The 24,176-nt window shown below is 36.7% G+C and carries 27 protein-coding genes; 23 read left to right on the top strand and 4 right to left on the bottom strand.

All coding sequences use genetic code 11. The annotated features are described in order from the left end of the window. Positions 1-424 precede the first annotated feature (424 nt). The 18 genes from Q9M50_09365 (at position 425) to Q9M50_09450 (ending at position 16,286) form a co-directional block, all read left to right on the top strand. Complete coding sequence (locus Q9M50_09365; GenBank protein ID MDQ7090840.1) at positions 425-979, top strand: polysaccharide biosynthesis/export family protein; 555 nt, start codon at positions 425-427, stop codon at positions 977-979. 167 nt (positions 980-1,146) lie between these two features. After that, on the top strand, positions 1,147-2,277 hold the full coding sequence (locus Q9M50_09370) for a hypothetical protein (GenBank protein MDQ7090841.1): 1,131 nt from the start codon (positions 1,147-1,149) through the stop codon (positions 2,275-2,277). 2 nt (positions 2,278-2,279) lie between these two features. Next, on the top strand, positions 2,280-3,887 hold the full coding sequence (locus Q9M50_09375) for a Wzz/FepE/Etk N-terminal domain-containing protein (GenBank protein MDQ7090842.1): 1,608 nt from the start codon (positions 2,280-2,282) through the stop codon (positions 3,885-3,887). Positions 3,888-3,932: 45 nt separating this feature from the next. Then, complete coding sequence (locus Q9M50_09380; protein MDQ7090843.1) at positions 3,933-4,634, top strand: CpsD/CapB family tyrosine-protein kinase; 702 nt, start codon at positions 3,933-3,935, stop codon at positions 4,632-4,634. 56 nt (positions 4,635-4,690) lie between these two features. Further along, positions 4,691-5,458, top strand: coding sequence for an oligosaccharide flippase family protein (locus tag Q9M50_09385; GenBank protein MDQ7090844.1), 768 nt, complete (start codon positions 4,691-4,693; stop codon positions 5,456-5,458). Continuing rightward, the gene (locus Q9M50_09390) at positions 5,370-5,669 is read left to right on the top strand and encodes an oligosaccharide flippase family protein (GenBank protein MDQ7090845.1); all 300 of its coding nucleotides are present in this window, start codon (positions 5,370-5,372) and stop codon (positions 5,667-5,669) included. The genes Q9M50_09385 and Q9M50_09390 overlap by 89 nt, the downstream gene beginning before the upstream one ends. Beyond that, the gene (locus Q9M50_09395; GenBank protein MDQ7090846.1) at positions 5,632-6,282 is read left to right on the top strand and encodes a hypothetical protein; all 651 of its coding nucleotides are present in this window, start codon (positions 5,632-5,634) and stop codon (positions 6,280-6,282) included. Before Q9M50_09390 ends, Q9M50_09395 begins: the two co-directional genes overlap by 38 nt. Positions 6,283-6,352: 70 nt before the next feature. Continuing rightward, positions 6,353-6,925: an acyltransferase gene (locus Q9M50_09400; protein ID MDQ7090847.1), complete on the top strand. Its 573-nt coding sequence runs from the start codon at positions 6,353-6,355 to the stop codon at positions 6,923-6,925. Between the two features lies 1 nt (position 6,926). After that, positions 6,927-7,898 carry a glycosyltransferase family A protein gene (locus tag Q9M50_09405; GenBank protein MDQ7090848.1) on the top strand — a complete coding sequence of 324 codons (972 nt, stop codon included), beginning with the start codon at positions 6,927-6,929 and terminating at the stop codon, positions 7,896-7,898. 78 nt (positions 7,899-7,976) lie between these two features. Continuing rightward, positions 7,977-8,471 carry a hypothetical protein gene (locus tag Q9M50_09410; protein ID MDQ7090849.1) on the top strand — a complete coding sequence of 165 codons (495 nt, stop codon included), beginning with the start codon at positions 7,977-7,979 and terminating at the stop codon, positions 8,469-8,471. A gap of 23 nt (positions 8,472-8,494) precedes the next feature. After that, positions 8,495-9,307: a hypothetical protein gene (locus Q9M50_09415; protein MDQ7090850.1), complete on the top strand. Its 813-nt coding sequence runs from the start codon at positions 8,495-8,497 to the stop codon at positions 9,305-9,307. Between the two features lie 4 nt (positions 9,308-9,311). After that, positions 9,312-10,259, top strand: a complete 948-nt coding sequence (locus Q9M50_09420) for a glycosyltransferase family 2 protein (protein ID MDQ7090851.1) — start codon at positions 9,312-9,314, stop codon at positions 10,257-10,259. Between the two features lie 2 nt (positions 10,260-10,261). Continuing rightward, positions 10,262-11,209 (top strand): sulfotransferase, encoded by a 948-nt coding sequence (locus Q9M50_09425; protein ID MDQ7090852.1) that lies wholly within the window; start codon positions 10,262-10,264, stop codon positions 11,207-11,209. After that, entirely contained in the window at positions 11,210-12,028 is an 819-nt protein-coding gene (locus tag Q9M50_09430; GenBank protein MDQ7090853.1) for a polysaccharide deacetylase family protein, read from the top strand. It abuts the gene before it with no gap. Further along, complete coding sequence (locus Q9M50_09435) at positions 12,028-13,062, top strand: peptidoglycan bridge formation glycyltransferase FemA/FemB family protein (protein MDQ7090854.1); 1,035 nt, start codon at positions 12,028-12,030, stop codon at positions 13,060-13,062. Before Q9M50_09430 ends, Q9M50_09435 begins: the two co-directional genes overlap by 1 nt. Positions 13,063-13,066: 4 nt before the next feature. Further along, positions 13,067-13,915, top strand: coding sequence for a glycosyltransferase (locus Q9M50_09440; GenBank protein ID MDQ7090855.1), 849 nt, complete (start codon positions 13,067-13,069; stop codon positions 13,913-13,915). A gap of 32 nt (positions 13,916-13,947) precedes the next feature. Further along, positions 13,948-15,072, top strand: a complete 1,125-nt coding sequence (locus Q9M50_09445; GenBank protein ID MDQ7090856.1) for a WecB/TagA/CpsF family glycosyltransferase — start codon at positions 13,948-13,950, stop codon at positions 15,070-15,072. A gap of 473 nt (positions 15,073-15,545) precedes the next feature. Continuing rightward, a complete protein-coding gene (locus tag Q9M50_09450) occupies positions 15,546-16,286 on the top strand; it encodes a hypothetical protein (GenBank protein ID MDQ7090857.1) in 741 nt (246 codons plus the stop codon). A 181-nt stretch (positions 16,287-16,467) separates the two neighbouring features. On the opposite strand, the gene Q9M50_09455 is transcribed toward Q9M50_09450, so the two are convergent. Both Q9M50_09455 and Q9M50_09460 read right to left on the bottom strand, forming a co-directional pair. Continuing rightward, a complete protein-coding gene (locus Q9M50_09455) occupies positions 16,468-17,340 on the bottom strand; it encodes a fumarylacetoacetate hydrolase family protein (GenBank protein MDQ7090858.1) in 873 nt (290 codons plus the stop codon). Between the two features lie 33 nt (positions 17,341-17,373). Then, on the bottom strand, positions 17,374-18,138 hold the full coding sequence (locus Q9M50_09460) for an elongation factor-1 alpha (GenBank protein ID MDQ7090859.1): 765 nt from the start codon (positions 18,136-18,138) through the stop codon (positions 17,374-17,376). A 133-nt stretch (positions 18,139-18,271) separates the two neighbouring features. Here Q9M50_09460 and yaaA point away from each other — a divergent pair, with 133 nt between their 5' ends. Both yaaA and ribA read left to right on the top strand, forming a co-directional pair. Then, the gene (gene yaaA, locus Q9M50_09465) at positions 18,272-19,030 is read left to right on the top strand and encodes a peroxide stress protein YaaA (protein ID MDQ7090860.1); all 759 of its coding nucleotides are present in this window, start codon (positions 18,272-18,274) and stop codon (positions 19,028-19,030) included. 81 nt (positions 19,031-19,111) lie between these two features. Next, positions 19,112-19,714 carry a GTP cyclohydrolase II gene (gene ribA / locus Q9M50_09470; GenBank protein ID MDQ7090861.1) on the top strand — a complete coding sequence of 201 codons (603 nt, stop codon included), beginning with the start codon at positions 19,112-19,114 and terminating at the stop codon, positions 19,712-19,714. A 208-nt stretch (positions 19,715-19,922) separates the two neighbouring features. Here the strand turns inward: ribA and Q9M50_09475 are convergent, their stop codons facing one another. Further along, a complete protein-coding gene (locus Q9M50_09475) occupies positions 19,923-20,330 on the bottom strand; it encodes a cyclic nucleotide-binding domain-containing protein (GenBank protein MDQ7090862.1) in 408 nt (135 codons plus the stop codon). A gap of 333 nt (positions 20,331-20,663) precedes the next feature. On the opposite strand from Q9M50_09475, the gene Q9M50_09480 reads away from it, so the two are divergent. Both Q9M50_09480 and Q9M50_09485 read left to right on the top strand, forming a co-directional pair. Further along, positions 20,664-21,095, top strand: coding sequence for a YeeE/YedE thiosulfate transporter family protein (locus Q9M50_09480; GenBank protein ID MDQ7090863.1), 432 nt, complete (start codon positions 20,664-20,666; stop codon positions 21,093-21,095). Next, on the top strand, positions 21,092-21,508 hold the full coding sequence (locus tag Q9M50_09485) for a YeeE/YedE family protein (GenBank protein MDQ7090864.1): 417 nt from the start codon (positions 21,092-21,094) through the stop codon (positions 21,506-21,508). Before Q9M50_09480 ends, Q9M50_09485 begins: the two co-directional genes overlap by 4 nt. A gap of 10 nt (positions 21,509-21,518) precedes the next feature. Here the strand turns inward: Q9M50_09485 and thyA are convergent, their stop codons facing one another. Further along, on the bottom strand, positions 21,519-22,352 hold the full coding sequence (thyA, locus tag Q9M50_09490) for a thymidylate synthase (GenBank protein ID MDQ7090865.1): 834 nt from the start codon (positions 22,350-22,352) through the stop codon (positions 21,519-21,521). Between the two features lie 275 nt (positions 22,353-22,627). On the opposite strand from thyA, the gene Q9M50_09495 reads away from it, so the two are divergent. Next, positions 22,628-24,166, top strand: a complete 1,539-nt coding sequence (locus Q9M50_09495; GenBank protein ID MDQ7090866.1) for a Re/Si-specific NAD(P)(+) transhydrogenase subunit alpha — start codon at positions 22,628-22,630, stop codon at positions 24,164-24,166. Positions 24,167-24,176 lie beyond the last annotated feature (10 nt).

Below are 24,176 nucleotides of genomic sequence, written 5' to 3' on the forward strand. Positions count from 1 at the left end.
TGACCTTTTAAAGTAACTGAGTATTTTTAGATTTTAAGTAATCGAGTATGAATTTTCATAGAGTTTAAAAATTTATCGTGAAAATTAGCGTTAAAAACATGTTTTGAACGTTAAAAAGACCCGAAAATATTTACGTTAGGTACTTAACTTTAAAATTGAAAAATGGAAAATAATGAATGTGACCTAATGAAGTAAAAAATAGATATTTTTAGTTGATAGGCTAGTCACTTAAGATAAGGATGATAATAAATTAAGTCTCTCAAGCATTTGTATTTTTTAAGCATTATAGGTTAGAGCGAAGAAATAGTGCAAATATTGAAAAAATAAGCGTCCATCAGTTATTTATTTCCTATTCTTGGGTGAAAAATCGTACGAAAAAAAAACTTTAGGCTATAATTAAAGCCCTTAATTATTGATATATTTTATGCATTCGCTTATGAAATTTTTAGGTTTTTTATTTATCGCATTATGGTTGCCTACTACACAGGCAGAACCTTATCAATATAAAATTCATGCCGGTGATATTTTAGATGTTTCTGTTTGGAAAGAAGAAGGAATGTTGCGTGAATTACGCGTTTTACCGGATGGAAGTATTAGTTTTCCTCTTGTCGGTGTCATTGTCGTGGCGGGTAAAACCGTTAATGATGTTCAACTCGAATTGACTGAAAAAATATCAGAAACAATTCCTGATCCCACGGTTAATGTATCAGTTAAATTAGCCGAAGGAAATTTTGTCTATGTTATTGGGCAAGTTAAAAAACCAGGTCATTTTTTAATGTATCAACCGATGGATGTGATGCAAGTATTAAGTCTTGCGGGTGGGTTAACACCCTTTGCAAAGTCAAATGATATTTTAATATTACGTCGGAAAAATGGAATTTCTGATTCAATCCCCTTTCGTTATGGCGATATAGAAGACGGTGAATCATTAAAAGAAAATCATCTGTTAAAAACAGGGGATGTGATTGTTGTTCCTTAAAATCAGTTATAGTAAGCGATTAGATGCAGGACACGTTACATTTTTAAATCGTTATTGTTAACGCCTATTTATTTTTTCGGTTATTAAAGCACTTATGTCTATATACTTAATGTTATTTTTGTAATGTAATGTTTTTACACGTTAAACCGCTATTGTGTTTTTTTATCATGATGACAGTAATACCCACGGTTCACTCTGCTGAATGGTCGATGGATGCAAAAATTAAGCAGTCTACGTCTTATGATGATAATGTAAGAATGGAAGAAAACGGGAAAGGATCGCTTATTTACAAGCTAACCCCCGCCCTAAATTTCTCACATAAAACGGAGATTTCTGAAATTAGTGGCAGCATTAATTACGGGATACAGCGTTATTTAAGTATCAGTTCATTTAATCAAGATTCACAAAAATATCAGCTCAAAGGGAATTATAAAACAGAACGAAGTTATTGGAGCGGAAATGTGAGTTTAAATATGGCTCCCGTTAGAAATACCGCAGAAGAGGATTCGGGTAATTTCACGTCAAATGCTGAAAAAATGACGCGTTCCGTCGCCCTATTTTATGCCTACCAGCTTACTGAACTTGATCGGTTGACGTTATTACCTAGTTACTCAGAAAATACTTATTCAAAAGGCGATTTTAGTGATAATAAAAATTCAAATATAAGTCTTGCGTGGTCGCACGAATGGACAGAACGTTATTCAAGTTCAATCAGTGTTTTTTATTCAACGTTTAGTTCACAAAATTCAACTCGAGCAACACTCAGTAATAGTTATGGCATTAATTATTCGAGTACTTATTGGTGGTCTGAAAATTTACAGCTCTCAAGTTCTTTAGGCGTAAGAATGACCGCTTCCGAAAATAGGCTGGCAAATTTTGTAGATAAAACGAAAGGCATGGGGTTTTTATCCAACACAGCGATCAATTACAAGGCTGAACTATACCGCGTTAAATTAAATGTCAGTCGTTCTCTCGTTCCCTCAAGTACGGGACAATTAAATGAGCAAAACCGAGTGAGTTTAAATTTAGATTATGATTTAAGTGAGCATCTAACCGCAGGATTTTTAGTCTCTTATCAAGTAAGTAAATCGGCAAGCTCAAATTCAGATCAAACAAGCGTCCGTAAAAATAGCGTATTACAACCTTCAATTAACTGGAAAATAGCACGAGACTGGCGAATTTCGGCGAATTATCGTTATCGACAACAAGATAGAGGCAGTGATTCAGCGGTCGTTGCCTCTAATTCTGTTATGGTGTCGATTAATTATAATTGGCAGGGTTTGAGTATCGCGAGATAAACATGGAAACAGAAGAAGAAACAGCACAAAATGGCAAATCGTTAGCAGATTATGTCAATATACTTAAACGACGCAAACGAATTATTATTATTCCGATATTAATTATATTGGAAATAAGCATCATTATCGCGCTTAGTTTACCCCCTTTATATCGCTCAGAAGCGACGATTGCGATTGAACAACAAAGTATTCCATTGGATGTGAAAACATCGGTTGTAAGTTATGTAAGTCAACGTATTGAGCAAAATAGACAAAAACTAATGACTGTTAATAATTTAAGTAAAATTATTAATAAATTTAATCTTTATTCAGAACAGTACAAGAAGTTAAATATTTCCGATTTAGCGGATATATTTAGAAGTCATACTAATTTTGAAGTCAAACCACAAGATGTGATTGTTCGAGGGAAAAAGTCAAAAGCCACCTTGTCATTTAAACTTTCGTTTGATCATAAAAATCCACGCATAGCTCAAAAAATAGCCTTTGAATTGGTTACTTTATTTTTGGAAGAAAATAGAAAAACCAGAAAGCGAAATGCCTTGGATACTACGACCTTTTTTGATGATGAAGCTCACAAATTTATTCTCGAAATTGAAAAAACTGAAACAAAAATGGCGGAATATAAGGCAAAAAACAAATATAGTTTGCCTGAATTACTCGCGACTAATTTATCATCCATTAATCGAATAGAAACTAATTTGTCCCAGTTGAGATTAGAGAGAACCATGTTAGTGGCAAGGGAAATTACCTTGCGAACACAGTTATTATCAATTAGCCCTGTGTTGGCTATTAATACGGGGAATGAGACTGAGGCTATTATTACATTACCTATGCTGATGGCGAAACTTGAAAGTTTATCAACTAAATATTCAAAGGCACACCCTGATATTAAATCGTTACAACGGCGCATTGATAATTTTAAGCAAAAAGAAACCAGTAGTGGGTATGGACAGACTAAAAAAACAGGGATAACCATTAATAATCCGCCCTATTTACAGGTACAAGATGAAATAAAACTTGCGGAAATTCGCTTACAAGAAATTGTGAAGCAGAAAGAACGTTTGAAGAAAAAATTAGAAAAAACAGAATCCTATGTGGAAGCAACCGCACAGGTTGAGCGAGGTTATCATGCTTATGTTCGTGACCTTGAGAACTATAAAACTAAATATCAAGAATTAAAATCCAAAGCCTTAGCGGCCCGTTTATCGCAATCATTAGAAGAAGAACAGAAGGCCGAAAAATTTGTATTACTGGAACAGCCTGTAAAGCCGACGAAACCAGAAAGTCCTAAACGACTTAAATTTTTATTAATGGGATTGGGCGGCGCTATCGGGGTTGGACTCGTTTTAGGCTTTTTAGTTGAACTATTAGATGGAAAAATTAGAAGTTATAAAAATATCACCGCTATAACAGGGGTAGATCCGCTCGTTGTAATTCCTTATATTAGTAATCAACTTGATTTAGATAGAAAAAAGAAAGATAAAAGAAGCCTGGGACTTATTGTCTTTAGCTTTAGCGTATTAATCATTGTTACCCTTGCTATTCACGTTGTTTATAGGAAACTCTACTTTCTTTGGAGTGATTTACTGGTTTCTTTGGGTAATCTTTAATTTTTTTGGTAATTTTTACTATGAATAAAATAAAAAATAGATCGTATGAAAACAGATTCTAAATCGCTTCCTATGAGTGACGATATTTTAAAGCAGCGTCGTATTGTTGCTATGCAAAATAATACCTTAGAAATTAATACGTTTAAGATATTGAGAACTAAAATACTTAAAAAATTAAAAGATAATCAGTGGACTAGTTTTGCCATTACCGCCCCAACGAAAAATTCGGGAAAAACAATGGTTGCGGTTAATCTTGCTATGGTTATGGCAATGGAGCTTAATCAAACTATTCTATTGGTGGATATGAATTTAAGAAACCCAAAAATTCATCACTATTTTGATTTAGAGGTCACTTTAGGGGTTAAGGATTTTTTAGTTTCAGATACGTCGCTGGAAGACATATTAATTACCCCTCAAATTGATCGTTTGGCGGTACTTCCCGGTCGGGGTCAAATAAGCAATTCATCAGAAATGATGACAGCGCCTAAAATGCAACGTTTAGTTCGGGAATTAAAAAATATTTATCATCCCCAAATTACATTGTTTGATTTACCGCCCATTCTAGGGTCGGATGATGTCTTAGCCAGTATAGATTATTATGATGCGATGTTACTCGTTATTGAAGAGGGGGGAAATACGGCTGAAGAGGTAAAGAATAGCTTGAAAATGCTCTCAGAAGTTAGCTTATTAGGCACGGTATTAAATAAGTCTGAAAGCATCCCAAGTCATTATCACGATTATTTATAACGTTTCACGTTGAAATTATGTTGCCGAACCCTCCTGAAAATTACCGTTAGAGACGTATGAGTTTAAAAAAGAAAATAATTAATGGAGGGCTTTGGAATGGAATTTCTCAGTTCGGCGCACAAGGAATTAGTTTTGTTTTAATCTTAGTACTGGCTCGCTTTCTGTCGCCTGAAGAATTTGGTTTACTGGGGATGGTGTCCGTTATTACCGGTTTTTTTGGGTATTTTTCAGAATGTGGCTTAATTTATAGTATTATTAAGAAAAAAGAAATTGATGCGTTAGATTGTGATACGGCGTTTTGGGGTGGGATTGTTTTTGGGGTGATTGTTTATGTGTTTATTTACGCAATTTCACCTTATATTTCCCAGTTTTACAATCAACCTGAATTAACGGATCTTTCGCGTGTCTTGGCTTTGGCCTTTATTATAGGCTCTTACACCTTTGTCCCTTTTGCATTAGAACAAAAAAAATTACAGTATAAAAAGCTCTCCATTATTCGCCTGATTAGTTTGCTTGTTTCAGGCTGTGTTGCAATTTACTTTGCGGTACGAGGGGCAGGGGTTTGGGCCTTGGTCTTTCAGCAGTTGAGTATGAAAATTGTTACAGTAGTTGCCACCTTTTTTTGGATGAGCTGGAAGCCAAAATTTCGATTTTCCTATGCGCGGTTTAAAGACTTATTTGGCTTTGGAATGCATGTAACGGTTAATAATTTAATTCGGTTTTTTTTCAGAAAACATAGACTACCTTTTAGTCGGGAAATTATTAGGCTCAGAAGCATTAGGGATCTATACGATGGCGTTTCGGCTTTCACGCTACCCGATTGAAAAAATGGGGCCCGTTTTAGGACGAATGCTGATGCCTGCATTTGCCTTAATGCAAGATAACCCAGAACAGATTCGAACCAATGTTTTGCGGATCTCAGCCTTTGTCGCCTTAATTACCGTGCCTTTTTTAGTTTTTTTTATTTTTTACCACCGAACCTTTAGTGGTTTTAGTGGTGGGGGAAAAGTGGTTAGGGGCGGTTCCCCTGATTAAAATATTTAGTGTGTATATTTTATTTTTGAGCTTTTCCTTTGCAGATGAACCTGTGTTAATGATTAAGGGAAAAATTGTTCCCTTAAATATTGTTAAACTATTGATGTCATTGTTGTTATTGGTTGTCGGCTATTATATCGTTGATAAAATGGGTATTATTGGGATGGCAATGGCTTATAGCGTTATATTGTCCTTCTATTATGTTGTTTTAAAAATAATGACCCTTGAATCAATAGAAATGAGTGGTAAAGTCTATTTGCAATCTATGCGACGAATTTTTTCTTATGCTATTGTTTTGTTTAGCATGACCTATTTAATTTGGGTTGGCACGGTAAAAAATGAATTTATCACCCTAATTGGAATTGGTATCGCGGTGACTCTAATTATGGGGGTCATGATTATCCCTTATTTTAAAATTATTACATTTAAACCGCTGCGTTTTAAAATTGATAACTGCCTCGGCATTATAAAATATAATCATGAAAATATATTTTTTGCCGCTTTTGGTCTTGTTATCCTGATTGCTGTTGTTTCGTTTACCTATCTCAATATTATCCCTGTCAATCCGCTCCAGATAGCTACCTATCAATGGCTTGTGGCCTTATGGAATTAAAGTTGGTTTTGTTTTTCCTAAGTAATACAAGTGACTCAAGTGACTTACACAAACAAATTTATGGTTAAACATGAAAATAATCCAAAAAATAAAGAGATTAACCTTATTACTGAGCAGTTATATTTTTTATTCCAAACGATTTTATTCGTGGGGAACGCGAGCCGTATTACATAAACCTGATTTGTTATTTCAACCTCAGGCAATACAAGTGGGTGATCGGGTTAATATTCGTAAAGGAGCAAGGCTTGAAACGATTGGTGATTGGGCGGGTAAAACCCCTAAATTAGTGATCGGTGATAGAACCTCGATTCAATTTTATTTTCATTGTGGTGCAGCGGAATCGGTTACGATTGGTAACGATGTTTTAATTGCGGGACGTGTTTATATTTCAGATCATGACCATGAAATAGATGACTTAGCGGTTCCCCCCATTCGTAGTGGGTTAACAACCACGCCTGTGGTTATTGAAGATGAAGTTTGGATTGGTGAAGGCGTTGCTATTTTAAAAGGAGTCACGATTGGAAAGCGCGCCGTTATCGGTGCAAATGCCGTGGTAACGCGAGATGTTCCCCCCTATACTGTTGTTGGAGGAATTCCTGCAAGAGTTATTAGAAAAATAGAATCGTCTGCCGAGAAAAATTAATATGTTAAAAAAAGCCCCGTTAGTTTCCGTTTTAATTCCTGTGTATAACGCAGGGGATTACCTTAAAGAAGCGGTTTTAAGTATTATCAATCAAAGCTATACCGAGCTTGAAATTATCATCATCAATGATGGCAGTACCGATGGTTGTCTGGAAACGATCGGTGATTTAAAGGAGGCTCGCCTACGAATTATTTATCAAGAAAATCAAGGAAAAGCCGCCGCTTTAAACCGAGCTTTTGACGAATTGCAAGGGGATTATTTTATTATTCAAGATGCGGATGATAAAAGTGATCCACAGCGTATTGAAAAACAATTAGAGTGCTTATTTCGCTACCCTGAATTAGCCGCCGTTTATATTGGACATGATCTTATTTTGGGTAAAATACAATTTGCACCCAGTTTTGAGGAACTGAGTGCCACAGATTGTGATGAAATGATTAAAGCATTTAAAATTCCAGCCCATGATGCGACAGGGATGTATCGACTTTCACTGATAAAGGGAATGCGTTTTGATAAATCCCTAAGAATTGGTCAAGGCGTAGATTTTGTTTTACGCATTGGTGAGCAATTTCCGATGATGTGTTTGGGGGAATGTCTTTATACTTACCGAATCAACTATGATTCAACGATTCGTCAAGATGCCACTAAGAATAACCGCCATATTAATAGTGTCCGTGAAAAAGCCTGTCAGCGGCGGCAATTGGATTTTGAAAAATTTAAAATTTCATTTCAAAAACCATCGACTTTTTTCAAACATCGTGATGCGGATACCCATATTATTCCACATTGCATGAAAAGTGTCTTAAACCTAAAAAGTAAACAACGATTAGGTGAGGCTTTTTATGTCGGTTGGCAGTGTTTTATTCTGCACCCGCTCGATTTTTATTATGTTAAACCGTTGCTTTACGCATTAGCGCCGTGTTCATTAATTAGTATTTATCGTCAATTAAAACACCGTATTTTACATAAATAAGCCCAAATTTCATGCGTAATAAAAATAAAGAGATGATACAAAGAACTCACTTAATAATGACGCTCGACCACTCATAATATGTCTACAACTCAGTTTGGTAAGGGACATACGATTGGGGGCGAAACTATTGCTCACCCCATCGGCATTGCGCTCTTAGTTATTTGTGCGATTGCTATTTTTAAACAGCCCCGTGAGCGGGTTGTTTTACCGATGGTTTTGTTTATGGTCTCGATTCCAAGTGCGCAGCGATTGGTGATTGCAACCCTTGATTTTAGTTTTGTGCGGATTTTAGTGATGGTCTCACTCGCACGGATGTTTATGACCGGGGAAAGTCGTTATTTTAAGATACAAAAGCCTGATAAAGTATTATTTTGGTGGATGGGTTTTGGCATTATTACCTACGGAATTTTAAAAGGAGGGCCATCAGGGGTTATTACCCGAACGGGTTATATGCTTGATACGGTTGGAGCTTACTATGTTGGGCGGGTTTACATTCGTACGACGGAGGATATTAAACGTTTATCCTTAGCCATCGGTGCTATTGCAATTCCAATGTTATTTTTTTTTTTCTGATTGAGCGTGCAACGGGAAAAAATATGTTTCATGTCTTGGGCGGGGTTCCTGAAAACACCATGATTCGTAAGGGTAGACTTCGCTGTCAAGGGCCCTTTTCACATCCGATTATGGCGGGGGTTTTTTGGGCCTCGTTATTGCCGTGGCTGGGGGGGATTTGGTATGGAAAATTTGCCTCGAAATCACGGGTCATGCTTTATATGATCTGTATTTTTATTATTGTGGCTAATACGGCTTCAAGTACCCCTATTATGGTTATTTTATTCACTGTTTTAGGATTTATGGCCTTTAAAGTGCGCCATCAAATGCGCATGATGAGAAAATTATTATTTATTTTCTTAGTGACCCTTCATTTTGCAATGAAAGCTCCGATATGGGATCTTATTTCTCGAATTGATTTAAGTGGGGGATCGACAGGTTGGCATCGTTCTAATTTAATTCAGCAATCTATTAATCATTTCAATGAATGGTGGATGGTAGGGACGTTATCAACCCGACATTGGGCATTTGGGATGCAGGATATGACCAATCAATATTTATTGGAAGGCGTGCGGGGTGGGATTGTCGGCATGATCTTGTTTATTACGTTTATTAAACGGACTTATGGGATTTTAGGCGAAGCGCAACGTAAAGCGGCTTCAAAATCTGATTTATGGATTTTATGGGCATCGGGCGTGATGTTATTTACACATACGATGAGCTTTTTTGCAGCCGCTTATTTTGGACAAACTAACATTGCTTTTTTTTTATTGACGGGGGCAAGCGTGTCGGTTGCGGCTACCGTTATTAACGATGCAAAACAAGCGGCCAAAGAAAAACTACGGATTAAAGGATAATAAAATGTTAGTCTCGATTGTGATTGTGAATTTTAATGCGGGTGAATTAATTACCGCGTGTATTGAATCCATTATTAAAGAAACTAGAAATAATAGCTACGAAATTATTGTGGTTGATAATGATTCATCCGATGAGTCCATCGCTGTGATTAAAAATAAGTTTCCAAGCGTTAATGTGATTGAAACAGGGGCTAATTTAGGATTTGCTGCGGGTAATAATATTGGGTTTGAGGCCGCCAAAGGCGACTATATTTTAGTGCTTAACCCTGATACTTTAATTACGGATAGAGCGATTGATTATTCGCTTACCTATCTTATGGATCATCCTGAAGTGGGTGTTTTAGGGTGTAAAGTCTTATGGGAAACGGGGGAAATTCAATCGACATTGATTCGTTTTCCTGCTTTAACCAGTATTTTGATTAATTTATTTATCCCTTATAAAATAATGCGCACACTGCCTTATTTAGGTCGTTCGCGTTATGCAGGGATTGATACGAATTTACACCATGATGTTGATGTGGTTGCAGGGTGTTTTATGTTGTTGCCCCATGTGATTATTGATGAGGTGGGGGGGATGGATGATGATTTTTTTATGTTTGGGGAAGAAATAGAATGGTGTTGGCGCATTAGCCAAACGGGTAAAAAAATTCGTTATTATCCTGAAAATACGATCATTCATACGGGGGGCGGTTGTAGCTCGACGTTGTCCTATCGAAAAGAACTCTTAATTGCCAAAGGCGGATTGATGGTTTTTAAAAAAACACGCGGAGCTTTAGTGGCAACGATTGCTAATTTACTTATGCTGCTGCGAGATGGGCCTCGTGCTTGTATTTTTTTGGTTTGTAAATTATTAGTTCCTAAAAAGGCCGATAAAATGGAATCCTTAAAAATATCCCCGCTTCGATTTATTTATTTGCTTCAGTATTTAATCGGTATTGAAAAAGAGATTTAACCGTGAAAAAAATTTTAAAATCAGCCATTCGAGGCAGTGTACAGCAACTATTATCACCTTTAGAAACGCTATTGCTTAACTCCGATTCTTCTGAGCCGCTTTCGCCGCCTGTTTTTATATTAGGAGCACCACGATCAGGGACAACCTTACTTTATGAGTTATTAATTAGTCATTATACCTTTTCGTATTTTACTAATTTAGCAAATACCTTTCCTCAAACCCCCTTAGCTATTTCCAAATTAAGTCATCGTTTTAAAACCCATTGGCAAGGGGGACAAAAAAGTGAATTTGGTTATGTTAAAGGCTTCGGTGCGCCCAGTGAAGCCGGCAGTTTATGGGATCGCTGGATTCCTGAGTTTGGCTATTTAGGTAAAGAAGAGATTGAGTCGCGTAGAAAGAGCCTATCGGAAGCGGCTCAGGTGATACAAAAATTACAACATATTCAACAAGCCCCTTTTATTAATAAAAATGTGATGCACAGCGTGCATATAGAATTTCTTAATGCGGCTTTTCCAAATTGTTTATTTATAGATCTTCGGCGAGAGATGAAAGCGAATGTTCGGTCCATCGTTCGAGCGCGTGAGTATGAAGCGGGCCCTAAAGCGGACAAGGAAGGTTGGTGGTCGGTTAAGCCTCGTAATGTCGATCAATGGTGTGGTCGGTCATTAGAAGAACAAGCGTGCGCGCAACTTATTTTTTTACGAAAAGACAGTGAGGCGGGGTTTAAAGTCATTGGTGAAAATAGACGACTAATCGTAAACTACGAAAAACTGTGTTTACAGCCCACATTAGTTGTTGAAGAAATTGCTTCTTTTCTTAAGCCCTCAATCGGTAAATTAAACGTTCGGCAACCTTTAGTGACAACGATTAAACCCTCGCCCTCAAAACTATTTGATTTAAAAAGAGAAGCGTTAATTGAACAAACATTATTGGAATTGGAGGAAGGTTAAATGGTTTATAGTAATCGAGGTGAAATCGTTCGATTTTTATATCTTATTGTTTCAACGATGGTTTGGGGTGTCTCGTTAGGTGGATTACTGTTTAAATCTAAACGCGTGGTACTTTGTTATCATGGAATAACGGATCAGGATGCGGCGGCTTTTCGTCGTCAAATAGCGCAGATTGCTCCGCGAGTGGTGGCTTTAGAAAACGACCATTCAGAACAAGCGTCCTCCGTATTACCTTCAATTGTTTTAACTTTTGATGATGCGTTTGAAAATGTATTAACGAATGTAATCCCTGTGATTGAGGATTATCAAATTCCTATTTCGATTTATGTGGTCACGGATTATCTAGGAGGGAAACCCGCTTGGTTAAAAAATACGGGACATCATGATGAGCATGAAAGGTTGATGACAAAAGAGCAGATAACGGAATTGGCAAAAAATCCTTTAATTTCTATAGGGAGCCACACTCATACCCACCCCAGTTTAACAACACTTAATGCGGAATCATTGGAAAATGAATTAAAAGACTCTAAAGAAATTTTAGAGGCGTTAATAACTCAAAAAGTAACGGTGTTAGCTTTTCCGCATGGGGCGTTTAATGCGGAGGTTTCCAATGTCGCAACGCGTTGTGGTTTAACCCACTTATTAACCCTTGAAGAAAAATTGCTGGATAATACGCAATCTCAAGGAAAAATGGGACGATTTATCATGGAACCTTCGGTTTGGCCGATTGAATTTCGGTTAACGGTGGCGGGTTCTTATGCGTGGTTGTTTTATTTTAGACACCTGATTAAGGTATTAAAAAAAGGATTGGGGAAATAATGACCTATCAATTACAACAATTAAATCAAACAGACTGGCTTTCAGCGGCAAAAGAATTTAATGATTATGGCTATATGCACTATTGGGCGTATGGGGAACAGGCTGCAAAACGAGTTAATGCCGATTCGGATCAAATAGCCGTGCTTGATGAAAATCAAAAGATAGTGGCGATGTTTAATGTACGAGTTAAAAAAATCCCCTTTGAATTAGGCGGCATTGCTTATATCAGTGGTGGCGCAATGATTGATAAAGGTCAAACAGATCTTGGCACGACATTAACGGCCGTATTAACGGTGATTAAACAAGCCTATGTAACGAAACGCGGCCTAGTTTTACGCATTTTTTTACGACCTAAAACGGCCTCCATGTTTGCAGATGAAGCGACTATTTATCATCAATTGGGTTTTATTGAACAGGGAAAAACCAATGCCACTATATTGGTTGATTTATCGCCTGATCTTGCGTTAATTCGGAAAAACCTCCATCAAAAATGGCGAAATATATTAAATAAAAGTGAAAAGCAAGAAATTACCGTGGTTGCGGGTAATGAACTCAGTCTTTTTACCGATTTTGAAGGTCTTTTTACGGATTTATTGCAGAGAAAAGGACTGGATATTGATATGGATAATCATTTTTTTAAAGCGGTTCAGGAAAATTCGCCTGAGCAAGAAAAATTTCACATTGCGATTGCTTACAAGGATGAATTGCCTATATCGGGTCATGTCTCAAGTATAAGTGGAGATACCTCGGTTTATATTTTAGGGGCAACTAATGATGTCGGAAGAAAATTAGGGGCGGCTTATTTGTTGCAATGGCATGTGATCGAAGAATCAAAAAAACAAGGATGCCAATGGTATGATTTAGGGGGAATCAACCCTGAAGAAAACCCCCCTGTTTATCAATTTAAAAAACGCATGGGCGGCGAGGAAACGGAAGTCACCCCTGTGTTTCAAATACAGTCAGGTTTAAAGGGAATATTGACCTTGGGTCTTGAAAAATTATACAAACAGTTGCGTTCTAAAATTAGAGTTTAAAGTTATGGATCAAAAAAATATTTCAATTATTATTCCAGCCCATAATGAAGAAGCCAGTATTAATCGGTGTTTAAGTGCGCTAACCCGTCCTAATTCGGATTATAAGGTGCAAATTATTGTGGTCTGTAATGGCTGTCATGATAAAACCGCCGACCTTGTTAATGCCTTTGATTCAACAATTACCTGTTTAGAAACGGAGGTTGCCTCTAAAAGTCACGCGTTGAATTTAGGGGATGAAGTGGCCACATTTTATCCTCGAATTTATTTAGATGCCGATGTTATTTTAACGATTGAGGCGGTTAACGCGCTTTGTTTAACTCTGACGGATGAAAAATTTTTGGCGACCTCAAGTTGCATTAAGATGGATTTAGACTCAAGCTCGTGGTTTGTGCGTGCTTTTTATGAGGTTTGGCTGAATTTACCTTATTGTAAGGCGGGTATGATTGGAAGTGGTGTTTATGCCCTTTCTAAAAAAGGCCGTGAACGTTTTCAAAAATTTCCTGATATTATTGCAGATGATGGTTATGTTCGTTGTCTATTTACCGAATCGGAACGACCTTTAACAGTCGATTGTTATTCAACCGTTACGGCGCCTCATGATTTAATGAGTCTAATTAAGATTACGACCCGTAGTCGGGTTGGGTGCTATGAATTACGAGAAAAATTTCCTGATTTAATTTCTAACGAAGCTAAAAATTATCAAACAGCACTCATTGATTTTTTATTAAATTTCAAACAATGGCCAAAAATTATGGTTTATGTTGGGATAAATATCATTACTAGAGTTCGTGCAAAATACCAAATAATAAGAAAAATAACTGTCTGGGAACGAGATGATTCGAGTCGCTCTTAAACGATACTTGCTTGATTTTTAGGAATAGAATAATGAATTATGATGATAATGCGTTGCAACACGATTTCAATCGGGATATATGGTGCTTACATGGTCTGCCTATTGATAATTTAACCTTAGAAGAAACAATTGAAACTATTCATAAGCGAATTGAAAGTAAGACTAAAACCGTATTGACAACGATTAATATTAATTTACTTATTTTGTCATTGAGCGATCAGCAGTTTAGAAAAAGTATACTCTTAAGTGAACTTTGTAGCATAGATGGCGTGCCTTTACTTTGGTTGGCTCAAAGAATTGGTTTACCTTTGGTTGAGGTTGTTCAAGGCTCAACGCTGGCTGAAAAAATTAATCAGGGTCGTCATTCTGTTTCAATGTATTTTTTTGGAGGTGAAAAAGCGACATTGGATAAGCTTAAAGAAAAATTCAGCCAGACTCAATCAGGAATAAACTACGCAGGGGCAAAAGACCCAGGATTTGGGTCGGTTAAAGAACAAAGTAGACCTAAAAACATTGATGATATTAATGATTCAAAACCTGATTTTGTATTGGTTGCATTGGGTGCTAATAAAGGTCAAAAGTGGATTATGGAAAATAAATATAAAATTAATGCTCCGATTATTAGTTATTTAGGGGCTACGATTCATTTTCTTACGAATACATTAAAAAGAGCGCCCGAAAATGTTCAAAAAATAGGCTTAGAATGGGTTTGGCGTATTCTAAAAGAACCTAAATTATTTACGCGTTATCTTTTTGATGGGTTAGGATTTATTAAAATACTCACGAATTATGCATTGGCAAGCAAAAATCTTGTTTCAGAGGCCGAGGTTAAACCTTATACGTTAATCGAAAGTAATGGCGAGCTTGAAATTATTTTAGCAAGTCATTTAACGCTTAAAAATAAAGATGAAATAAGGGATATTTTCATAGAAAGCTTGAAAAAAAATAAGACGATTACTCTTAATTTTAAACAAGTTGATTATGTCGAGAATAAATTTTTAGGCCAACTTTTGTTGATGATTAAATATCAACAGCTTAATGAAAAAAAATTAACGCTTACTAATTTAAGTCATAAGATACATAAGTATTTAAAAACAAATGGCATCGAATTATCACTCATCGCCTTAAATCAGCCTTCGTTACAACTTAAGGAGTGATGAGCGAAGTTAGCTATCTGAGAGGCATTATTCTTATAATAAAGCGTGATAATTATTTTAAGCGGGATGGTACTTTGATCATAAAATCAATGAAAAAATCTTGATTTCTTTAAAAACTCTGGCTTTTAATATAAGTGGCATTGCTTGCTTGATTCCTTTTTTAAAAATGTTATTTTTAAATATAAATAGTAAAAAAAATGTGATTTTTTATCATATAAAATATGAAGATCCTCCGGTTTTTTAATATAACCTACTGATAAATAAGTTAAAAAATACTGTAAACAATAAAGATAGTAAGGTTTGTTATTTGTTATAATTAATTTTAAATGAACGAATTACTCATGATATAAAAATTAGGGTTGCTTTGAATTATGTAATTACAATATAATCGGCCTAGAGATTCCGAGAATTTTCTGTAAACATTGAAAATATTTATTGGAATTTTTTTAAAATTATTTTTTAAGGAGAAAGTCATGAAAAAGTTACTTTTAGTAGCGACTGTTGCGACTCTTGCTCTGGCTGGTCAAGCTTCTGCATCTGTTGTTGGAGCGGGAAGTCGGTTGATGATTGATACATTTGATACACCTGCTCTTCCCAGTGTTGAAGTATATCGGGTTGGTGTTGGTAATCAAAATGCAGGTGGAACAACTCAAGCAACACCTAGCGATCAGATTATTGGTGATTACCGAACTACTGATACAAATTATGTATCAGGAAACTTAGGTGGAAATACAGCAGTAGTTGCTGGTGTTTTTGCGTATAGTTCTGATTCGGGTACAAAAATCCGTAGTTCAGTAACTTGGGATGCAAATGGAGCGGGTCTTGGCGGAAAAAACCTTTTACAGGGTGTTTCTGATGTAAGTAAAGGGGCGTTTACATTTGATATTTTAAGCATTGATCAAGGAGAGGTGATTCTTGGGTTGGTTCTACGTGATACATTTGGTCAAACTACAACTGTCTCGGGTAATAATTTAATTCAAGGCGATGATCAGCGAGTGAGTTTTAGTTCATTTTCAAATGCAGCTTTTAATTGGGGTTCAGTTGATTCTATTCAGCTTAATGTGACTCAATCAGCTAATGCCGTTGATTTAACACTTGATAACATTGGTGTGGTTACTCCCATTCCAGCCGCAATTTGGTTATTTGGTTCTGGTTTAGGTTTGATTGGTTTGTCTAAAAAACGAAAGAAAGGTCAAGCACTAGTTGCTGCATAGATCGACAAGAGTTAGATAATTATGTTTTAGGATATAATTTTATCTATAATAAGAAAGGGGACTAATTTAGGTTAGCTTCCTTTTTTTATGCGTTGAACTCAAGTGTTTTAAAATAGTGAAATCTATTAATGCGTTAGATAAAAAACGTATTAATGAATGCTTGTCTTGGTGAAAAAAAGGACTAATACAGGGCTAAATTATCAGGTTCATCAATAACAGGATTGGATAAAATACCTATTTTTTCAATTTCAATTTTTACAGTTTGCCCTGCTTTTAAATAACCACGTGGACTCATTTTAACCCCAACTCCCGCTGGCGTACCTGTCGAAATAATATCGCCTGGCTCCAACGTCATCACGGTCGTTAAATAAGCGATCATTTCATAACAATTAAATAACATGTGTGCGGTATTTGAACTTTGTCGTAATTGGCCATCGACCCATGTTTTTAAATTTAATTGATGTGGGTCGCTAATTTCATCAGCAGTCACTAAATAAGGCCCTATAGGCCCATGCGTATCAAAAGATTTTCCCATAGTCCACGTTGGTGTGCGAATTTGCCAATCACGGACGGTGACATCATTTACAATCGTATACCCTGCAATAACTAAATGGGCTTTATTTTTAGGCACATGACGACAGCGTTTTCCAATCACAAAGGCTAATTCACATTCATAATCTAATTTATCAGACACTTTCGGTAAATGAATGGCCTCACCATGGGCAATAATACAGCTCGGTTGTTTATTAAAAAAGACAGGAAACTCAGGCTGACTACGTTCTGTTTCATTAACATGGTCGGCATAGTTTAATCCAATACCCAAAAACTTACTGGGATTCGGAATAGGGGCAAGTAACTTAACCTCATTTAAGTTTAAATAAGTCGTGGCCGTCTTTATTTGTTGCCGTATTTGAGTTAATGCGTCATCACCTTGGGCGAGAAACTCTATCATGCTAGTCGCTATATTCGGGTTATCTAAGGTATCAATAACTTTATTGTTAATAACCGCACCAATACGGGTTTGTTGATTATGGGTAAATGTAATTAGTTTCATAAAATTTAAAGAAGAAATAGTGACGTATAAAAATTAGTTTCGCCAAGCATTGATCGTATATTTTTTACCCTTCAATGGCAAAATCCACATTTGATACATCGAAACAGTCCATGTATACGCAGAAATTAAGGTGTAACTAATCCCGCTAACCATGGTTATCCACGCAAATTCAGGATTAATTTTAGTTAACCACCATGAAAAAACATCAAAAATCAAACAGAAAAAAGGGAGGCTAATCATTAATGCCTTAAATTCGCGATTGATACCGACCGATAAACTAAAAATAAGACCGTTAAAAAAAAAGATAAAAGCAATGGCAAAAATATGAATATGAGAAACACGGGTTAATGTTGAAGCAGAAATGCCTTTGCTATGTTTAGAGACCGCTAAGACTTGTTCTAATTGCGTAAAATCAGGTAGTCCAGGTATAGTACTGTGACAGGAGATACAGCGGTTATCAAAAATTGTTTTGATTTCATTATGCCATTCTTCGTTAGACGTGCCATTATGTATCCACTTTATAATTTTCACGCGCTCTTTTTGAGGGGCTTTATCCTTCATAGAACCATTAAGTTTTATTTCAATTTTACTGTGCTTGGGATCTCCGTGATAACTATAGACAATATCGTCGATAGAGAGACCTAATTTGCCATCAGCCATGCCATGCGTCATTAATAATTGCGCGCTGGCAAGCAAGGCACCAAAACCAATAATAATGAGATAACTACTAAATAATGTTTTTAAACTTAGACCTAAGCTCGGTAAATTAATCCAACTGGGTGCAGGTAGGGTTTTCATTGACGTGATTGGTTGCAAATAATTCAACAATAGCATAAATTTCTTTATTTAAAAAATAAAAGGCAAGATTTAGGAATTTGTTTAATTTATAGTGATAATTACGTTTTTCTATTTTTTCTATGGCTATTTTTTAATGATTGTTGTTATATCTCCTTCTAAAACACAAGATTTTTCATCGACGACACAGACTAATTTTAGTATCCCTCGACAATTAGATCAAAGCGAGCAACTTATTGAACAGTTAATTCAATTATCACCCGAGGATTTAGCCAAATTAATGAAAATAAGTGAAAAATTAAGTCATCTTAACTGGCAACGTTTTCAATCGTTTAAGTCGCCTTTTTCGCTTGAAAATGCTAAACAAGCCTTATTAGCCTTTAAAGGCGATGTTTATCAAGGGATTGATACAGCGGCTTATAGTGATGACGATTTTAAGTTTGCACAGCAGCATTTGCGCGTCTTATCAGGACTCTATGGCGTGTTACGTCCTTTGGATTTAATGCAGCCATATCGCTTAGAAATGGGGACACGGCTTGAAAATAAGGCGGGCAAACAGTTGTATAATTTTTGGGGGACTCAAATTACTGAAATACTGAATCAAGATTTAGCAAATACGTCGCCATTATTGGTTAACTTAGCCTCTAATGAATATTTTAAAGCTGTTGTACCTAACCATTTAAACGCTAAAATTTTAACCCTTTCTTTTAAAGAAAATAAACAGGGTATTTATAAGGTAGTTGCTATTTATGCTAAACGCGCACGTGGGTTAATGGTTAATTTTATTATAAAAAATCACTTAACCGAAGCGGAATCACTTAAAGCGTTTAAGGAGGCAAATTATCATTTTAATGCGTCATTATCGACCGCTACTGAATGGGTGTTTAGTCGTTAAATAGAGATTGTAAAATAACTTATTCCCTTTTTTTATTTAACAGTAGTAAAATGACCCCTCTTTTTTGATGTCGTTACCCTCGTGAAAGAAAAATTAGAAACTTTAGTTCAAACTCGAATTCCTACTCAATATGGCGAATTTACACTCCATTACTACAATAACCTGCTAGATAACAAAGAACATCTTGCTTTTGTTAAAGGCGATGTCCTGCATAAAAAAAATGTACTTGTTCGTATTCACTCTGAGTGTTTTACAGGCGATGTACTAGGTTCACGCCGCTGTGATTGTGGTGAGCAACTTGATATGGCTTTACGGATGATTTCTGAGGCAGGCAGTGGTGTTTTGTTATATTTACGTCAAGAAGGGCGGGGCATTGGCTTATTAAAAAAACTCGAAGCTTATAACTTACAAGATGACGGTTTAGATACTGTTGATGCCAATCTACATTTAGGGCATTTAGCCGATGAACGGGAATATGATATTGCCGCTCTAATGTTGCAAACGTTGGGAGTGGTTTCGGTCAACTTAATGACTAATAATCCTAAAAAAATTGAAGCATTAATAGAATTAGGGATTAACGTTGAGCAACGTATTCCTTTAGAATCACCCGTTCACTCAGATAACCAAGGCTATTTAAAAACAAAAGTAAAAAAAATGCGGCATTTATTATCATTAGATAATTAAAAAAACTCTCTTTAATAGCAATACCTTCGCCAATTTAGGTTTTGAGCCAGAATATTTCAAATATCTAATATTTAGGTTCTAACAAAATCAAGTAGTTACAATATTAAAAAGTAGAGTTTCAACTTACTTTATACGTTTGGCGAAGGTATTGTAATCGGTAATAAAGGAAGGCGGCTGTAATGTGCTTCAGGTTTTAGAGGCATTTAACTTAAGCGGGTAAATCATTTTTAAGATTAAAAAATCGCCGAATTTTTTGCTTAACATCTATTAAAATACTCGCTTTTATTTCGTTAGTTTTTTCTTCATTAAAAAGTGTCATCATTTGCATATTATGCAATTTACGTTCTGTTAAAAGAGACTCGATATGCTCTAAAAAAACAGGATAACGGTGGAAATAAGGCTCAATGATTTGTTTATCTATTTCATAAACAATACTATCCACGATAGGGATAATGGTTGCATTACGGGGTTCACCCGTTAATAATGAGTTTTCGCCAAAGACATCACCGACTTTTAAGTGATCAATGGATTTAATATTTTCGTCTTTATTTTCAATGATAACTGCCAGAATAATACCTTGGTATACGTCGTCAATAAATAGGTTGTTAATATCCAAAGTACACTAATGGAGATTAAGCGGGTAGATGGGTTATAAGCAATAACTTCAAAATAGTCCGTTCTAATTTTTTGGTAACAAAATATAAAAATGCCAAAAAAGAGGGTTGAAAAAATTAAGTCTTGATATTTTTTTGCATAGAAGGTGAGATAAAATAATTTTAGCGATGACGACGACCAACTTAAGACGGGACATTACGGCTTAACCTCAACTTGCCCCGTCTTAAGTTGGTAGCCAGCGATGACACTGTTGATAATTAAATTTATTTTAAAGTAACATAGCAAGTTTCCCTAATTTAAACGGTTGGGGGTTTATTATTTTTTGGGAGCGTTAATGGAAAATTTCACACCTTATGCCTCACTGGTTGGCGGCTTATTTATTGGGTTAAGTGCAACGATAATGTTGTTACTCAATGGTCGTATTACAGGTATTAGCGGAATGGTTTCAGGTTTAATATCACCCGATAAAGGGGAGTCACTTTGGCGTTTAGCCTTTATTTTTGGGATGATGATAGGGGCAAGTGCTTTTGTTTTCTTTTTTCCTGAATCCTTTAGTGCGCGTGAAAATTTTTCGCCATTATTATTAATTATCGGGGGTTTTTTAGTTGGGTTTGGCACGCGTTTGGGCAATGGGTGTACCAGCGGTCATGGGGTTTGTGGTATCGCTCGTTTTTCGATACGTTCTTTAGTGGCAACTGTCGTTTTTATATTTTCAGGTGGATTATCTGTTTTTGTTATTCGACATGTCATCGGTCTGTCGTCATGAAAAAAAATCTAGCGGCCTTAGTTGCAGGTTTTATTTTTGGCATAGGGTTGGCTCTTTCAAAAATGATTGACCCTAACAAAGTGCTTAACTTTTTAGATGTGACAGGTCACTGGGATCCGAGTTTAGCCCTCGTAATGGGAGGGGCTTTACTGGTGACGACGATCAGTTTTAGATTGGTTTTAAAACGAAGCCAACCTATTTTTGATCTTAAATTTCGCATACCCACACGAACCGATATTGATCGGCCGTTAGTCATCGGTGCTTCTTTATTTGGTATTGGCTGGGGCATTGCGGGGTTTTGTCCAGGGCCTGCACTCGCAAGTTTAGGGCTAGGCTTAGTGGACCCTGCTATTTTTATGCTTGCATTCGTGACAGGGTCTTGGTTGCAGGGTTATCTTTATCCTAAAAAATAACCCCCAGATTTTAAATTGAAATAGGGGCTTTAATCGCAGGATGCGGATTGTAATGGGTTATTTCAAAATCATTATAATGGTAATCAAAAATAGAATCGGGTTTACGTTTAATGATTAATTGAGGCAGTGCCTTGGGTTGGCGTTGTCGTTGTTGTTGCGCTTGTTCTAAATGATTTAAATACAAATGTACATCGCCGCCTGTCCAAATAAAATCCCCTAAAGCTAATCCTGTTTGCTGGGCGACCATCTGTGTTAATAAGGCATAACTGGCAATATTAAAGGGCAGTCCTAAAAAAGTGTCACAAGAGCGTTGATACAGTTGACACGATAATTTTCCATCGGCAACATAAAATTGAAAGAGGGCGTGGCAAGCCGCTAAGGCCATTTTTCCTTGCTTGACATTAGCTTGTGGAGTAATGGATTCATCAGGTAAATCGGCTACATTCCATGCAGATACAATGATTCGTCGACTATTAGGGGTTTGCTTTAATTGCTGCATAATTTGGGCTATTTGATCAATTTTTTCCCCATTTGGTGACGACCATGAACGCCATTGTTCGCCATAAACAGGCCCTAAGTTTCCTTGCTCATCCGCCCAGCCATTCCATATTTTAACGTCGTGTTGATGTAAATAATCGAGTTGGGTATCCCCTTTTAAAAACCACAGTAATTCATGAATAATGGATTTTAAATGGACTTTTTTAGTGGTCAATAAAGGAAAGCCTGCTTGCAAATCAAAACGCATTTGATGCCCAAAGATAGAGCGTGTACCGCTGCCCGTTCGGTCGCCTTTTAGTGCGCCATCGGTTAAGATTTTTTCCAGAAGTTGTAAATATTGTTGCATAGTTTTAAACGTAATTTAGGGAATGAAGGTCGTTTAGCTTTAAATTATGTTTAATAGTTTAAAGTGGGAATATTATAACGTTTATACGGTTTTAAATGAGGCGTTAGGGGGTAAAAAATTCTCCTATAATAGAACGATACGTTAGTGTATTGATTTAGGGATTGAAAAAAAATAATTTTTCTCATATCCTCAGTTACAATATTATAAACTCAGTTTAGAATCGAATAGTTTTATTGCGCCTAACGTATAAATAAACACAACGAAATGAGGATTGTATGAAAATTGGTATTCCAAAAGAAATCCATAAAGGTGAAAAGCGGGTTGCCACAACGCCCGAGGCCGCTGAAAAAATTATAAAAATGGGCTTTGAGATCAGCGTTGAATCAGGAGCAGGGGAGGCTGCCGATATTTCTAATGAAGCTTATCAAGAAGTGGGGGTGAAAATTGTTAAAACCAGTAAAGCCTTATGGAAAAATGCGGACATCGTAATGAAGGTTCGTCCCCCAGAAAATAGTGAGACGGGTTTATTAAAAGAAGGCAGTACCTTAATTAGCTTTATTTGGCCCGCACAAAATAAAGCATTAATGAAGAAGCTATCATCCAAAAAAGTGACTGTTTTAGCCATTGATAGTGTGCCACGAATTTCGAGGGCGCAAAAACTGGACGGGTTAAGCTCAATGGCAAACATTGCAGGTTATCGGGCGGTTATTGAAGCAGCGCAGCATTTTGGACGTTTTTTTACAGGGCAAATTACCGCTGCAGGTAAAGTTAATCCCGCTAAAGTTATGGTTATTGGTGCAGGTGTGGCAGGACTTGCTGCTATTGGGACGGCTAAAAGTATGGGGGCAATTGTTAGGGCCTTTGATACGCGCCCCGAAGTGAAAGAACAAATTGAAAGCATGGATGCTGAATTTTTAATGCTGGATTTTAAAGAGGAAGGTTCGGGGGCTGGCGGCTATGCTAAAACCATGTCAAAAGAATTTATTGACGCGGAAATGGCCTTGTTTGCACGTCAAGCAATGGAGGTGGATATTATTATTACCACCGCGTTGATCCCTGGTAAACCTGCGCCTGAATTGATTACAACGGGTATGGTTGAATCGATGAAAGCGGGGAGTGTGATTGTTGATCTTGCCGCCGAGCGAGGCGGGAACTGTGCTTTAACTGAAAAAGATAAGGTGGTGGTTAAGTATGGGGTAACGATTATTGGTTACACGAATTTACCCAGTCGTTTGGCCAATCAATCCAGTCAACTGTATTCCACTAATTTGCGTCATTTATTAACGGAATTAACCCCTGAAAAAGACGGTCATATTAATGTTAACATGGAAGATGAGGTGATTCGTGGGGCAACGGTGATTAAAGAAGGAAAAATCACATGGCCACCCCCGCCGCCTAAAATTTCAGTCGCGCCACCGCCTCAAACAGAAGTTCCTGCTATTAATGAGGAGCCTAAAAAATCATGGATTCCTGACTCTGTAAAACCTTTTTTACCCGTTATCATTGGAGGGGCTATTTTATTTGGAGTCGGGTCGGTTGCCCCTGCCTCTTTTATGTCGCATTTTACTGTTTTTATTCTGGCTTGTTTTATAGGTTATCAAGTTATTTGGAGTGTTTCGGCCTCCCTTCATACGCCCTTAATGAGTGTGACAAATGCGATCAGCGGTATTATTGTTGTGGGGGCATTGGTACAAATTTCTGCAACAGGATTTTGGATTAGTCTCTTTTCAGGACTGGCCATTTTAATTGCTGCAATCAATATTTCAGGGGGCTTTTTAGTGACGCGCCGTATGCTTGAAATGTTTAGAAAATAACGGAGATAGA

The sequence above is a fragment of the Methylococcales bacterium genome (assembly GCA_030949405.1).
GTDB lineage: Bacteria > Pseudomonadota > Gammaproteobacteria > Methylococcales > Methylomonadaceae > WTBX01.